Origin of the sequence: Psychromonas sp. MB-3u-54 (genome assembly GCF_002836415.1) — a bacterium.
Classification (GTDB): domain Bacteria; phylum Pseudomonadota; class Gammaproteobacteria; order Enterobacterales; family Psychromonadaceae; genus Psychromonas.
Window position 1 is genome coordinate 18,508 of sequence record NZ_PJBP01000168.1, and the last position, 15,858, is coordinate 34,365.

A 15,858-nucleotide genomic window follows, 5' to 3' on the forward strand; every position below is an offset into this window, starting at 1 on the left:
AAAAACTTACTTAGTAATCCATTTATTTAAATCTTTATTTATTTTTCCTTTAATATCTTCAAGTTGAACCATTTCTTTTTTATCAGATTCGAAATCTGCTTTTAGTCTATCAACCTCCATTTCCAATTGTCTTAGCATTTTTGAATGCCGTGAAGATACACGTGCAAGCATCTTCAAATAGGAGTCTACAATATCTTTGTTAATAAGATTATCTGTTAAAAACTCCATCTCGATAGATTTATTTTCAATATGCTCACTTTCTCTCTGCTTATTTTCTCGTGGGTTTATTTCTTCTACAAAAAAATTAAGTCTAGAATCTTCTTTCTCAGAACTAATGCGCAGTTCTTTAGGAAATTCTTTAATCAAATGAATCAATTTTTCTTTGCCAAACTGCGCATAAGTAAAATTAGGATCAATCTTTTTTAAGATACTTCCTATTGATTTCAACGAAACTGGCTGCTTAACGCCTGTCCTTTCAGCATAGTTAATTGCTAACCTAATGATTTTTATAAGTTTTTTTCTTTCTTCTTCTATCATTTTAAAACCTGCTGTAGCTATTATTTACCAAACAGTAATTTACTGCCATTAAGTGACTATAAAATTAAGGCAAACAATAGCTAGAAGTATGATCGAGATAATTACTACAACTCTGACAGTGTAAGATTGAGGGCATCGGACTCACGGTATAAACATTCCAGCATGCCGTGTTTATCCTCTTTACTAGATTTTTGTTGAGCAGTAAGCTGTTCAACTTCCTCTAGTCGGATGTTTACCATAGATTCGACACGATCCTCCCAATAGCTTTTGACTCGTACATGCAACAAGTTATACATCGAGGATGCTTGTTGCTCAGAACTACGCAACCAATGAGAAATAGCTCGTTCCGCATGTCGTTGAAGTATTAAATTACGCTCTGTAAGTTGATACTGCTGCTCTTCTTGAAATTGACTTTCAGCCTTAACCTGAACAATCTGTAGTTCATTTTGGTAACGCTTTTGTTCTTTTTTATTTTGCTCCAAAGCCCATCCTGTTAGCTGCCGTTCGTTAGCAATATCTTCATTACGTTCCAATGCTCGATTAATTTCCAATATCTGTGTACTTAATCTCGCTAATTCAGCTTCCTTATCGGCTATAGCCTGTGGATCAGCCACTTCAATATCAACAGGTGCACCTCCTATTTTTGAGCCTATTTCCCCCCCCCAATAAGCCATCGATATCACTTCTAACCTAGCAAGTTTGTCCATTATTGGTTTTGGCACACCACGAACACCTTTTCCTTGCTGTGCTGCTTGTACAACCTTAACTCCTGTCGTCGCATGCTTAGTTACCTTGACAGTATTCACTGCCAAGTTAGCCATTTTAGCTCCTTTGCCAAGCGCTGAAGCAATCTTCGTTCCTGCTGCTGTTGGGTTTACAAACATGAGTCCGATATCAGCAACTTCACCTATGAAGCGGCCAATTACACCACCGTTGCTACCGCCAACTTGCTGGACGACAGTATTAACAGATTGATATTCAACAGATTCTTTTTTATGAATTAGTTCGAGTAAGGTTGCCTCACTTTCTGTCATATCATTAACAGGCATACTTATAAGTTTTTGTTCAAGTTCAGTAAATTCATCTTCATGCTTTTTTAATTCATTATCTAACTGACTGAGTTTCCCTATATCTAAAAACTCTTCAACTGAGATAGTGTCAGGGCAAGGTAAACGAAGATTTAGTTCAACAACCAGAGGTTCAGGTAAACTAATAGCCCCGTAATCATTTGACAAATTTCTAAATTCTTTAGATATGAGTAAAAGTGTTGAGCGTAACAGTTGCCCCCCTTTCTCGCTAAAGTTTTCCCAATCAGTCTCCTTACTTAACTGGTCTATATTGTCGTTAAGTTTGCATTTAAGTTTTTGTTGTGACGCTTGGATTAAAGTATCACAACAACGTTCAATGCATTCATAATCCTTTCGCTGCTCAACATATAGACTTGATTTAAATTCTGATAGTTGTTTCTTTATGTGAATGATTTCTTGATGAAACTTTTGGATATTATCTTCAGTTTCAATTAAGCAACTGCGTTGTTTTGCCTCATTTTGCCCTAGTGCATTCTCCAGCATTGGCTTTAGTTCTGCACGAAATCGTCGTAAACGAATTGATGACAACTCCTCTTTACACCCCTGAATAAAATCAAATATTGCATCTTTACCCAATCCCATTTGACTACAAGGAATTAAAGATGTTCGCAAGTTTGTAAATTGTTCAATTTGATTTGACCATTGCAGTAAAGAAGGTGATTTTTCGCCGCGATTTTTAGCATCCTCGACAACATCCCAACGAGCAACTAACACTTTTAAACGCTTACCGCTTTCATTGATAATAGAAAGCATTTTCAAATCACTTTTTGAGGGGCCCGTGGGGGGCAATAAATACATCACAGCGTCGGCATGATCGATTTGTGACAACATGTAATTATGATGTGTCGTGGATGTTGAACCTAAACCAGGAAGATCTATTATAGATACCCCTTGCAACCAAGTATATGGCAAACTCAGCAAAGCATAAGCAGCTCCTTCAGGGGCTTGAACCGTTACTCGAGCAAACTCATTAGCACTTAAGGGGTGGGAATCTCCATCGAAATTGATCAGTTGTATCTTTTTTTCTTGCCCATATTCAATGAACGTCGGTAATGCAGTAGTCTCTTCCTTAGCTGTTTGTAAGAAAGAGTCTTTCAATAGCATATTAAGCAAACTACTCTTACCAACTGAAAACGATCCTAAAACGATTAATCGCAATGGAGAAGCTGTTTGAAGTAAGTTTTTCCCAAGTTCATCTACAGGCTCTCTCCAATCGAATGGTAATTGATGTAGAATTCGATCCATTAACTCTAAGTTATTCGTCATAATTTACCTCAGGATTCTAAAGCATTTAATGTCATTGCTAATAAATCATTCAATTCTTTGCATGCTTTTCCTAGTTGTGACTTGCGACGTTTAATTTCAGTTTCACTCTGCTGTAATAGTGTTTTTACTTCTGCACGCTTAGCTAGTTTTGCATTCAAAGGTTCAACATACTGCTCATCAACACAAGCTATAAGGGTAGAACATTGATCGTTGAAAACATCTCCAATCGCACTAGAGAGATTATCCTGTAAATATTTAATCCGTTTATCAAGTTGTCCCGCTGTATTTTTAATTAACTTTTGTGTTGCCAACTCTATCAAGTCATCCTGTGCAACTTTAGCCTTCTGCTCAAATAACCTTTTATCCTTCTCAAATTTAAAAACTTCCTTTTCATATTTTTTCTGTGCTTTATCTAAGGAAATGCGTATGCCAGTTTTTCTTTCCTCTTCAATCATAATCGCTTCCATACGCGACTCTTTGTCTTCGAGACTTTTACGTGTAATATCTCGTTCAGCTTTCCATGCCTGCACATTAGAGTGATCAGTTGTTGGCACATTCGCATATTGATCATCACTATACGCCCCACCCTTTTTAACTCTCTCACGCTCATAGGTCGTCATAGGAGAAGGTTGCTTACCTAAATTATCCAAACTACGTTCTGCACGTATAAGACGTTGACGAGCCATATCAATACTAGCTTTACTTTCGCTGTAGCTAGATTTATCAGTTTCAATACTGTCTATCTGGTCTTGTTGATCTAAAATCTTTTGGTCTAGTTCCATGACTTGCTGATGGTGCTGTTCTATTTCGGAAAAATCAAGGTTGAAACTAATCTCAAGCTCTGGAACATCAACATCTAATTTCGAGAGTTCTCCTCTAATCTTACCAGCGTACTTTTCTATCTGTTTGGAATAATCAACACTGAGCCCTTCAAGAGCATTTGATAGTTCATTTTTATGAGAGTTCCAATTCTCTGCCACTTCAGTAGTAACTAGATGAAACTTAGTGTGAAGATTTTCAGGAAGCTCTACTGTTTTTACACGTTTATCTATTTGACACTTAACGTATCTAAGATCTATTTGATTTTCTATATCATTTTTCAAGTCTACAAGAGGTATAATTAATTCATCTTTTACTTTTGCAACAAAAAAATTGGAGACGCGTTGGTGTTCTTCTGTAGAATCTCGCGACACATTCTCAGCATCCTGTTTTAATAATTTAATTTCTAAATCAAATTTTTCTATATCTCTGGTTCGCTCAGTAAAAGTTTTATCTAAAGCTAATTGCTCAAGTTCATCTTTTAGATTATCCGCTAACTGGCTCTGGATATGAGAAAGTTGCTGAAGAGGCTTGCTGTATATTTGCTCTAACGCTTCACCACTAGAAAACATTTCTGCAATACGTTTAGATAATACGTCAATACCTGAGTTTCTTTTTTTATTTTCATCATCACTCATAGCCCAATGAGCACTAACAGTAAGAAGGTGATCGCTGTTCGTAAGTTGCTCAACTTCTTTTTCATCATTTAGATGTCTCTTGAAATTTTGCTTAACAACGTCTAATTTAGCCTTCTCACGTTCTTTAAGAGGTATATCTCTTTCTCTTTTATCATCAGGTTCAATTACTTTGTCCCACCAACTTATTACCGTGACAAACTTCCGAAAGTTATTGCTGATGGTATCAGCTAAAAAACGCCACTCCGTTGCAGCACCACCAAGTTGGGTCGTATTTTGAACCCACAGAGCAATATGCGCTTCAGCTATTGCTTTTCTTGTTATTGCCTCATGGTGCTCCATTACAGATTCCAATCCAGGGGTATCAACTAAAACCAGTCCTTTCTCCAGTAGTGGATGCGACATAAATGCTTCGATGAAGTCTACTGTCTTTCTGGCATCACTGTTACTCTCATCAAGTTCAGTACCCCAACTTTCTAACGCTGCATCATCGTTCCAAGGAATATCCTCACAGGGGCGGTCATCTTGATAATGGATGCGAATAAATCGGTCAGCGTGCCCTACTGGTAACATTTGTACAAACGTATTAATTGCAGTAGTAGCCTGAAGAGCAGTAGGGAGTAATTCAATTCCAAGCAAAGCGTTAACCAAGCTAGATTTTCCTCGAGAAAACTCACCTAACACGACAAGTCTGACCGAATCTGAGTTCAAAGCATTCAACAACTCATTAAATTTTGCATGAGAAGTTTTGAGTTCTGCACTACCAAATTCGTTAAATAACTTTTGTGTATGTTCAAGGTAATCTTTTGCAATTTGAATTTTATTTTGTCTATTTTCAAGACTGACACGAAGTGTATCGCTCATGTTTCGACTCTTAACTCTAAATGAATATAATGTAGGATATCAATAAAACATTAGATTGATATCATTACTCCTGAATGAAATATAGTACTGAAACTAAGTAGAAATTAATGCTGAACAAAGTGTTTTTTTACAACTTTCTTTCTGATTTTTATCAAACTCTAATTCAGAAAGAATATGTTCTCATTTGCTACTCCAGCAAAGAAAACTCAATACAATTAATCATATTAAAAACAATGAACTAAAACAACTAAGTAGTACAGCCTGTCGATATAACTCTTCGGTAAGACCACCCCTCTGATGATATGGAAAAAAGGCTGGACACCCATTCTTTATATTCTTTTAAATCATCACGTTAAAATAAACATCATACCCCAATCAATTAAATATTAACACTGCCACTTATACCCACGACCAAAAAGCTGGCACATAAGCTAATCTCGGTTGTTCAAATGGATATTAAAGAGAAAAAAACTACGGCGCTTTGTGATGGACACCCATCCCCAATGGCGTTATGTTAGCCATAATTAGATTAGATCGTTTAATCAAAGGAGCATCACATAAACATTAAAGTGGTTGGTATTGATTTAGCTAAGTATTATTTTCAAGTTTTTTTTTTGACTGATGAAAATGAGATCCATTCCAATAAAAAAGTCACAAGAGCACGTCTATTAGATGTGGTTCGCCAATTTCCAGAAGGCACACTGATTGCTATAGAGGCATGCGGCACATAGAATTACTGGGCCCACACTTTTTCTAAAATGGGTTTTAAAATAAAACTTATCCCACCTCAACACGTTAAGCCATTTGTTGGCCATCCGAAACTAACTAAGCCACCCATTTTTATAAACAATAATGGTGCTTCTTTCTTCATCCACTGAGATAACCTTTTATGACAATAATCTTGGGTGGCCATGTTAATTCTCCGTAGATTGATTTCTTGAATATGGTAATAAACACTCAGTACGTTTCATTAAATTAATCTGAGCTACTGATTTATTAAATTTCAAATATTTGTATAAGAAGTATTTTGCAACATCGGGCTCATGCGTTGAAATAATTAACTGTAAATTACCAAAGTCATTTCGCAGTAACTCTAATAAAGAAATCATATTAATTTCGTCCATTGATTGGACTGGGTCATCAATTAGTAGGGTATTGATACCATTTAAGTACACTTTATTCAATGAAAGTAATAAAGCTATTACAATAGCTGAGATTTGCCCTGAACTCATCATATTTAATACATCATGATCGCTATTCCAATCTGAAACTAATTTGATATTTTTAAGTTCATTCCCTCCTGTTTTGTCTTTAATAAATACCCCTGCACCTTGACCAAGTTGATGCGACTGTAATATTTTTCCTGAATATATATAAAAAGGAATCTCAATATCTTTAATTAATTTTTTTCTGTATTTTCCAATTTCTTGTGTGTATACAGATTTGATGTCTTTTATCTTATCTAATGTATTAGTGAGCACTGGGATGTTTTTATTTAACTTTTGAATTTCTATATAACGTGAGTTTTGAGATTTTTGAAAACAACTTTCAATATATATTCTTTTATTGTTCACCTCATTAATATCCAGAGATAGCAGATTAGATTTAGATTTAGAAAATACAGATAAATACGTTGCTTCAAAATCGTAAAACTCATTGTCTTTGATGTACTCGGAGCTTAGTGGCTGCCTCTTAGTTAATATCATATCTTTTAATAATGGTAGATTTTGGTGCACAGAATTATTCAAATCCTCATTAGCCACCGACACTAGATTTGTGACTTCAACTTTATTATGAACAAGCCATTTATGAAAATTTTCTATCCTGGTTTTCAGGTTAAACGCATCTTCTAATGATTTAATAAACTCTGGTGGATATAGCATATTGGGGATTTTTTCTGAGATTATTTCTGCCAATGGGATTAGATGATTACTTTTAAATGTATCTAATGCCTTTTTCGCTTTACCACCATCTTCTGTTAACTGAGCTAATATTTTCGATTCCTTATTTAAAAATGCATCTAATAACGCTTTATTTGAAACAAACGAGCTACCACATAATAAACAGCTTGCTTCTTCTTCTGTTAAGTTAGACGTCGCTGTAATTAGAGTCTCCCTGTATTTAACAATATCCCCAAACAGTTTATCTAGATTATTGCTTTTATCTTCAGAGTTAATTAGCAAATTTATAGATTGAAGCAATTGATTTTTAGCTGTATCTCCATACTGTATTTTTGTCAGAATATCATTCTGCTCCAGCTCTTCTTTAATTTCTTTTAGCTCACCCTTATGTATTATTTTCAAGCAACGAGATAAGCTATTCGACAGAGTAAAAGAATTGTGAATTTGTTGATAATCATCTAGCTGATTAAAATGTTTCAAATAGTAGTTGAGGATTTTTCCTTCTTTTATTGCTTCTTGAAAAGCTCTGTTTTTAATAAAAATTTCTTTATGCTTAACTAATTTACCGATTGAATATACCGCAGTTAAGTGTTGCTTTCTTTCATTTTCAGTAATTGATAATAAGTCTTCCTGATCCCAAACATAAGGGCTTTCATTCCAAAAAATTAATTTTTTGTATATAATTTCACTCGTAGAATCCTTGTTTTTTTCTGAAAGCTTTGTTTCTGGGCTTAGTAACTTCAGCCTATCAACGGAAGTTTTCCTTATTGCTTTTAAACTTCCCTCAAGTATGGAAAATCTGGCTATTTCATCTTCAAGTTTAGAGGTTTCGCCCAATAGATGAGATAAAGCTTTTGCTCTATCAACTTCATTATTTGATTTTAAAAAATGAAATGTATCTTCCTGTTCAACATAGTGGAATAAATTGTAATTATGTGAAAGGTTCATAGCATTAAGATAACGTTCTAATTCAATTTGAGTTATTTCTTTCTTTACTCCATCTTCGGTGAGGTAACAATTCCACAGTTTCATGAAATTACTAATCTTTCTAGACTGTGCTGAATAAGTATTATTTAATTCACGCGAGATTGTGACAACTTTACCTGTTACTACTTCTTTCAATGTGCAGCTTGCAACGACATCTTTGGAGTTATTATGTGCAACAACAATATCTGTCGGTACTTGTCTATTTTCAACACTTACAAGACGACGAATATTTCCAGTTAATGCTAATTCTATAGCATCAAAAATGGATGTTTTTCCGTAGCCATTTGGCCCATCGAAAACTACAAGTTCGGAGTCTAAATTTACTACAAACTCATTTTTGTCAAAAAGCTTAAAATTCTTAACATTTACTTTTGTTAGCTTATAAGTCACTACTCACTCCCCAACCCAAAACTGTTTCTTCAAGAGCATCATTATCCATATCAAGTAGATCTGAAGCTAAACAGTTTTCTTTAAGTAATAATTGTGGTGCATTTAATTTTTCAGTTATCACACTTTCCACATCATATAATTGAGAAATACTATTGTTATATTTTAAGAGTGGTAGTTTAATTGATAACATCATCACAAGATGATAATGGTCATTCTTATCCATTTTACCTTCTTTGAAATTATCAAATTTATCCCCTGCATCAGCTGAGATTATTGATCCGATTAAGGAATTGCTAAATTTTTTATCGGTAACAAGGTCAATTAGATTGTTTAGTTGCTCTGTACTGTATGTAATAACATTCTTTTTAAATGAAAATGGATCTTCTTCAAACATTAATATATCGGAGTTACTTAAGTTATGTGAATCACAAAGTATGAGAGTACAATTTTTAATTATTCCAGCTTTTAAAGGTTTTATTTTAGATTCAAATAGGTCTATCTTTTCACTTAAAAGTAAGTTGATACAATCATCTAATCTGAATTTAGGCTGGACTATTAGATAATATTCTTCTTTATTAAGACTTGATTCCTCTTCAATAAGTAAGATGTCAAATTGTTCATCAATAAAACAAGTTTCTGAAACTGAGTAATTACGATCTGTAAATATCTTATTTAAAAAATTAATCATTGATTTCACCAATAACGTTTTGAATAGGTTTTAGTTTTAGGTTTTTATTTATTTCTGTAATGCGATCTTTTCTTGGGGGAGATAATTCATTAAGGTACTCATCTATATTGACATCCCGACACCTGTCAAAAGACTCAATAAAATCTTTTATTTCAGGGCATTGACGACCACCCAATAAGGTTGATATTTCAAAAGTGTTTTCAATAAAACTAAGGTTTTGCAAAATTTTTTTAGCTAAGGTAGATGGTGTGCCAGAATTAATCGTTGTTGGAAGAAAGTGATGTCCTTCGCTTAGGTATGTTAATCGAGATCTTTCTAAATCATTACAAATAAAACGGGAAGGGAATAAATTTAAAATATATAAAAGTGCTTCTGTTATCCCACCTTTTTCAATATTAAAAGCATTCGAAATAACGCGCTCTTGAAGGTTAATCTTAACCTGAGGTGATTGTTGAATATAATATTCTAATAGCTGGGATGCAGGCAACGTGAGCAAAGACTCTAAACACTGCTCTAACTCACTTTTGTCTGTTTCACTAAAATATTTTATGTATTCAGCATCATCACATAGATCTGGGTCATTAATGAAACTATAGATACAATCACTAAATACTTTCTTAAACTCAAGAGCAAGTAGAGCTGGGCTAGCATCCCCGACATTAGTGTCATCTAATATCTCGAGTAACTCAGCAAAACCAATCGATATAGGCCCAATTGGTTGATTTAAATTGTTATGCCTGTCGATGATATGTCTATCAAGCAACCCAAGTAACAAATTAAAAATTCGATTCCTAATATCTGGTGAGTTTGGTAAGTTATTTAGCTGAAGATAGCTTGAAAGTTGATCTAAAATTAAATCGTTAATCTCTTCAAGATCGCAACCCCCTCTGCCAGATGGGTACTGATAAACCGTAAAGTTAGCTACAGTGGACTGTTGGGCTGTCGAAATATATAGCCCAAGATCTTGAGCTATTTGGGCTCCAGTAAAATTAGGGTAGCTTTGTCTTAGGATAGCGGATAATTTGGGGATCTGTGAAGCCGAAAGGGCTGTATTAACCGTTTTTTGTATCTTGCTATCAGCTTGCGTCGTTGCATCATCCCACTCAGATTTTATTGCTGTAATTTCAGTTAATGCATAGCTACCAGCTGTTTGACCATTTTGAAAAGTGATCTCTTTCCAAGTGTGTAAATAACCGAGAGTATTAACCAAGCGTTTTGCATGCAACTCTATAACTGTCGTTATTATTGCATTTGTATATTTACTTAAATACACTGAGTTATATGCTTTTACTTGATGTATTGATTCAACTAGACCATTAACTTTGATATCAAAATCTTCGTGGTTTTCAAAAATAATTTCATGTAAATCAAAGTTAGTATTAATATTAATTACTATTCCATTATTAATTAACTTTAAAGCGTAAAATAAACCGACCTTACCTTGATAATTAAACCCACTCCAAGTAGCAGATGCATCATGAGCCATACCTATAATTACCTATAATTACCTATAATCAAATATAATCCATTCATACTACATAATTTTGATATTTATTATCTGCTTGAGATCATAAGCGTCAGTAAACTCGAAATTTTTAATTTAAATATTTAAAATATTTGTTGTGACTGAGTAAAATTTACCACAATTATAACTCGCTTGGGAGAAACCGAGAGTAAGTAAGTTTTCTCGAACAGGTAAGTAAAGACGGCAAAGCGCTCTTTGTAAGATAGGTCACATCGTAGAAGCGTAACTGATAGATTATATTTAGACTACTACACTTTATTCCAATGCCTTTTTATCGTCGCAATCCCCAGTCCTAATGCTTCAGCTGCTTTTGATTGAGATAAGCCCTCAGTTTTCTTTGTTTGAACTGAATGCGTTGTGGCGTGGGCTTCTGGTCTGCCCAGCTTTTTGCCTTGAGCTTTAGCTCGTTCAAGTCCTTCTTTTGTTCGCTCTCTGATTCGGTTTCTCTCGAATTCAGCAAAGGCCGAAAACATTTGCAACATCAACTTACCCTCAGCACTGGAAAGATCTGCTACGGGGAGATCAAGGCAAGCAATCTTAATGCCTTTATCCGTAAGCATGTTGATGGTGTTTTGTACGTCTATGTTATCTCGGCCTAAACGGTCTAGCTTTAAGACAACCAACATATCGCCACTTTCTATCTGGTGATTGATTAGCATCTTAAATTTATCCCGCTTCATTGCTTCAACAGAACCTGAAACCGTTTCGCTGATAACACGCGAATCATTCACCTCATATCCTTTCTGGCGGATAGCAATAATTTGATTCTCAGTTGTTTGTTCTGTTGTGGAAACACGACAATAGGAAAATATACGCATTGGTCACTCACTCTTATATAAGGTATCAAATATGGGGGTATCATATAATTAAAGCATCATAAAGTCCAAACCCTACTTTTTTGATACCATTTTTTAATATGGCTAACTGGTATCAATATACGACTGTTTTTTGATACCAGTTTTTAAAGAAAGAAATTTACTTGTTAAGCATTTTCATCATGGTCTGCTCAATCAATGCTTCCATCTCTGGTGTAGCTTCAGATTTAGGCTGAGCCAAGCTCTTTAATAACTCAGCCTGCCGATAATCAGTCACATCACCATAGCTATAAAAAGTGGTTAATACCCCTTCGTGCCCTAAATTCTGACTCCATGCTTTAAATGCTTCTGCATTACAACAAAGCTTCTCACCTAGTCGTACTAATGTGTTACGAAAACTGTGTGGGTTGTAATAGGGTAAATCAGCCGCTTTAAACCCTTCCTTAAAAATTCGACGTATAGAGCCTGCCGTAGTCCAATGCTCCCTAAGTAACCCCATAGGTTCAAACTTGTGGCTTGGACTATTCCTCACCCTCGTTTTTGGAAAAAGTGGATCATCGGGGCCAAAAGATAACTCCGCAGTCAAATGGTTAACCCAGTCCGAAAATATTTTTACAGGTAGCTCTCCCACAGGGAAAAAATAAGTCGTAAACGTTTTACTGAATTTTGTATTCACCTCTCGCGCATCTTGATACAGGCTTTGCTCTGCAATACAGATATGCTTTAGTTTTAATGACGCTACAGCGCTATCTCTCGCGCCTGTTAGCAAAGTAAAAGCCACCAGCGCCCGATCCCTCATTTCAATACTTGTCATGCATGGCATTGCCTCAAGAACCTGAACAACTTGATCTATTGTTGGTACTGGTTTTTTACGTTTAGTATTTGCAATCCGCGCATCTTTTTCCGATAAATTGAAATACTCCATATCGTTATAGTTCATGCGGGAACGATAGCCACTTTGCAGGGCAAGCCACTGGAAAAATACTTTCAGGTGACGAAGTGTTGTATTCAATGTCGCTTTACTCAACGGCTGATCCGTCACTACGTTTTTTTGCCCCATCAAATTCTTTTTAAAACCGACAGCTTGCTGGCAATGAAACTGCTTAAAATCTTTGTATTTTGTGTACTCCTCAAAGCGATTGATTGCCTTTGTTACACCATCAACTGAGGCATCACTTTGTCGCTTCGCTTCTTTCAAAAAGACACAGTAATTACGGATAGCTCTGACGTTATTTGTGTTGCGTTTTTTCATAATCTTAATACTCTTTCTTAGGTGCAATCTAGGAGGGGGTTACCCCTCATACTTATGTGTTTTTGTGCTAACGGTACTTTCCATAAACAATTCTCTTTGGATTGCATCTAACCGCCTCCAGCTGAAGTACTTATTAACCTTTGAATCACACACACTGCACATAGCAAACACGCGACCAATACCACTTGGTTGCTGAGAAAATTTAATTTTTTGTAAGTCAGGCTTTCGCGGAATTCGACACCGAAAACAGTAGATTTCTGAAAGCTTGCATTTAAACTTATTTCCTTTTCTCTGCTTACGAATAAAGATTTTTAAATCTGTACCTAAGATAAGCAGTGGACGAATATCATCAAAAATAGGCAGTCCTTTCTTAATCCAATTACGCACCGTTCTTTTGTGGACACCATATAACTCCGCAACTTCTTGCACCGTATAACTACGATGGATTTTGCACTTGTTATGGTTATGATTTCGTTTCATAGCGCCCTACCTTTGCTTGTCGCGATACACTGTTCAAGCCATGCATTTATATCGCTTTCAAGCCAACCGATAGCTCGGCTACCGTTACCTAATGAAATACTTTGGGGAAACTCACCATTGCTCATACGTAAATAAATACTGCTACGTGACAAACCAGTTTTGTTTTTTACTTCTGGTAAGCGAATGAATTTTTTAGACATGTTAAAACCTCTTAATCGTTTATGGGAACGATTAAGAGATTATTGATTTTGAAGGCTTACAATTCCAATTGGGGAAATAAACTCCCAATTGGGGTTTATTATTTTTTCTTTAACTCAATCGTATCTCTTAGATATGGCAAAAGATCTCTAATTGTTTGTTCAGATATAGGGGTATTATTTGATTCCGTTGCTCTTCGAATCTTTCCTGTAACACCTCGTTCATTAAGGTCAAAATTAGCTTTTTTTAACATAGAACCAAATAAGAGTAACAATGTAGTGCGTTCTTTATCATGCAACGGTTTATCTTCTTGCGGTGAATCTTCTAGCGATTGAATAAAACGTGTAACTTCCTTTACTCTCACAACCAGAATATAATCTCGTTCATCCAACCTACTTGCTGGATAAGCTAGGGCGCAATCAGCTATTTTAGGTTTCAAGCCATTTACTGTTAGGTTATTGTGCTGCTCTCTATATTGCGCCATAGTTAAAAGTAATTGTAACTGATAGGTATCCTCAGCTCCTTTAACATAAACACTCAAAGCTTCAGGTACCTTAACTTCAATATCTGATGATATTTCTTGCTGATATAGTTGCTTAATACTAAATTTTTCAGTGCCAATCATCGATAAATCCCACACTCCAGATAGAGAGACCACCTGCTCTTCTATGTTTTCAACCCAACAATCCCTTGATATTGGATGTTTCGCATTAATTGGAACATTAAAATATCCACCTTCAGGAATATTTGGTAAATTTTTAGGAAACACTTTCTTATACTTAATATCTTCTTTTTTAATAAAAGTTACTTTTTTAGCTTTTACAATATTTTCAAAATTAACAGACAATACTAAGTCTCCACTCAATGCAAATTCATATATATTGGCTAATGTGAAGGGCTCACTAAGCACATTAGAAATATGAATCACGGCTTGATCAAGTGTTAACCATTCTTTTTTTTTAAATAGTTTGCTCATTATTATTACGTACCTTTGTTAATCCATATCAGACAATTCATCGAGATAATTAGCCCATTCCTGCATTAATCTTTTTCTTTCTGTTAGATACATCGAACGGTTATAAGCTCTTGATGTGGCGGTTCCTGTCAAATGAGCAAGCTGTACTTCAATCACATCATGATCCCACCCTTTTTCATGCAAGATGGTAGATGCGGTACTTCTAAAGCCATGAGCAGACATGACATCAGCGGGATAACCTAAATCACGCAAACGATTAGTTAATACATTTTTACTCATCGGTTTACTGCTGTCTCTTTGATTTGGAAATACAAGTTTAGAGTAACCCGTCACTGCTTTAACTTCTCTTAGGTGCTGGGCAACTTGTTTTGACATTGGTATTAAATGTTCTCGATCCCGCTTCATTTCTGCGGCTGGTATTCTAATTAAAAGGTCGTCAAAATCGATATATTCCCACTTTAAGTTTCTTATTTCTATAGGCCTTAAAAACACTCTAGGTATTAGTTTCAGCGCTTCTACGGTGCAATAATTTCCTGATTGTGTTGTATCTATATCTTTAATTAATTGAGCAAGTTCATCAGCCTTAACTATTGCTGCCCTATGTTTAACTTTTGGCAATGGCTTTAATATATCGCCCAACGGAAGTCCTTGAGCTGGGTTACTTCGCGTTAATCTATGCGCCAGCGCATAACCAAACACTCGATTTATTACCGCTAATATATTAGGTGCTTTTTTAAGTGCACCCGCAGCTTCAATGGCTAACATTAATTCCGTAATGTGCCCTGCATCGATATCCTCAATATGGAGATTACTTATATATTTAGAGTCCACCAGCAACCAGCGTTTAATTCTAGCGGCATGATCTTCTGACCAAGAGTCTTTTTGTTGTTCCCACCACTTCAGGGCAATGGTTCCGAATAGCTTATCTTTAGACGTTGTTTTTGTGCGCTTTCTTTCTCTTCTTTCATCCATCGGGTTAATACCGTGAATTAAAGAGGCTCTTGCTTCTTCTGCTAATTTACGTGCTTCACTTAGGGATATAGAGGGGTACTTTCCCAAAGCCATTTCCTGATACTTACCGGCATGCCTAAATCTCAGTCGCCAAAGCTTAGAACCGCCTTTTTTAACCAGCAAAAACAAGTTGTTACCATCTGATCGCTTAATCTGCACTTTACCATCAGGGCAGGTTATATTCTTAACTCCTTGTGTTGTTAATACCATTAAAAGCTCCTAAGTTGGCTCATGATGAGGGGTACTTATAAGTAAAACTCTCAATTTAAAGCAATTAAAAAAGAGTGATACCCCTCATTGATACCTAATTATTATGGGAAGTAGTGGGATATTATGGAACACTTTAGGAAGTGAAGTCAATAAAAAAGCCCGTAAACACTGGGCTTACGGGCTTTACTAGGATGTTCTAGTATGAGGGGAGTATGA

At 35.5% G+C, this 15,858-nt stretch carries 12 protein-coding genes; all 12 read right to left on the minus strand.

Going from position 1 to position 15,858, the window contains the following annotated elements; translation table 11 throughout:
* Nucleotides 1-6 precede the first annotated feature (6 nt).
* The 12 genes from CXF72_RS13125 to CXF72_RS13180 all read right to left on the minus strand — a co-directional run bounded on the left by CXF72_RS13125 (nt 7) and on the right by CXF72_RS13180 (nt 15,642).
* Nucleotides 7-537: an OST-HTH/LOTUS domain-containing protein gene (locus CXF72_RS13125; RefSeq protein WP_101039458.1), complete on the minus strand. Its 531-nt coding sequence runs from the start codon at nt 535-537 to the stop codon at nt 7-9.
* A gap of 104 nt (nt 538-641) precedes the next feature.
* A complete protein-coding gene (locus tag CXF72_RS13130; protein ID WP_101039459.1) occupies nt 642-2,891 on the minus strand; it encodes a dynamin family protein in 2,250 nt (749 codons plus the stop codon).
* Nucleotides 2,892-2,899: 8 nt separating this feature from the next.
* Nucleotides 2,900-5,209: a dynamin family protein gene (locus CXF72_RS13135; protein ID WP_101039460.1), complete on the minus strand. Its 2,310-nt coding sequence runs from the start codon at nt 5,207-5,209 to the stop codon at nt 2,900-2,902.
* A 914-nt stretch (nt 5,210-6,123) separates the two neighbouring features.
* Complete coding sequence (locus CXF72_RS13140) at nt 6,124-8,487, minus strand: AAA family ATPase (RefSeq protein ID WP_101039461.1); 2,364 nt, start codon at nt 8,485-8,487, stop codon at nt 6,124-6,126.
* Nucleotides 8,477-9,175 carry an ABC-three component system middle component 1 gene (locus tag CXF72_RS13145; RefSeq protein ID WP_101039462.1) on the minus strand — a complete coding sequence of 233 codons (699 nt, stop codon included), beginning with the start codon at nt 9,173-9,175 and terminating at the stop codon, nt 8,477-8,479. Before CXF72_RS13145 ends, CXF72_RS13140 begins: the two co-directional genes overlap by 11 nt.
* Complete coding sequence (locus CXF72_RS13150; protein WP_101039463.1) at nt 9,168-10,661, minus strand: ABC-three component system protein; 1,494 nt, start codon at nt 10,659-10,661, stop codon at nt 9,168-9,170. The genes CXF72_RS13145 and CXF72_RS13150 overlap by 8 nt, the downstream gene beginning before the upstream one ends.
* 287 nt (nt 10,662-10,948) lie before the next feature.
* On the minus strand, nt 10,949-11,518 hold the full coding sequence (locus CXF72_RS13155; RefSeq protein WP_101039464.1) for a recombinase family protein: 570 nt from the start codon (nt 11,516-11,518) through the stop codon (nt 10,949-10,951).
* Between the two features lie 157 nt (nt 11,519-11,675).
* Entirely contained in the window at nt 11,676-12,767 is a 1,092-nt protein-coding gene (locus CXF72_RS13160) for a tyrosine-type recombinase/integrase (RefSeq protein ID WP_101039465.1), read from the minus strand.
* Nucleotides 12,768-12,806: 39 nt separating this feature from the next.
* The gene (locus CXF72_RS13165) at nt 12,807-13,247 is read right to left on the minus strand and encodes a helix-turn-helix domain-containing protein (RefSeq protein ID WP_101039466.1); all 441 of its coding nucleotides are present in this window, start codon (nt 13,245-13,247) and stop codon (nt 12,807-12,809) included.
* Entirely contained in the window at nt 13,244-13,447 is a 204-nt protein-coding gene (locus tag CXF72_RS13170; RefSeq protein WP_101039467.1) for a helix-turn-helix transcriptional regulator, read from the minus strand. Before CXF72_RS13170 ends, CXF72_RS13165 begins: the two co-directional genes overlap by 4 nt.
* A gap of 98 nt (nt 13,448-13,545) precedes the next feature.
* On the minus strand, nt 13,546-14,421 hold the full coding sequence (locus CXF72_RS13175) for a hypothetical protein (protein WP_101039468.1): 876 nt from the start codon (nt 14,419-14,421) through the stop codon (nt 13,546-13,548).
* Nucleotides 14,422-14,439: 18 nt separating this feature from the next.
* Nucleotides 14,440-15,642 (minus strand): tyrosine-type recombinase/integrase, encoded by a 1,203-nt coding sequence (locus CXF72_RS13180; protein ID WP_101039469.1) that lies wholly within the window; start codon nt 15,640-15,642, stop codon nt 14,440-14,442.
* Nucleotides 15,643-15,858: the final 216 nt, after the last annotated feature.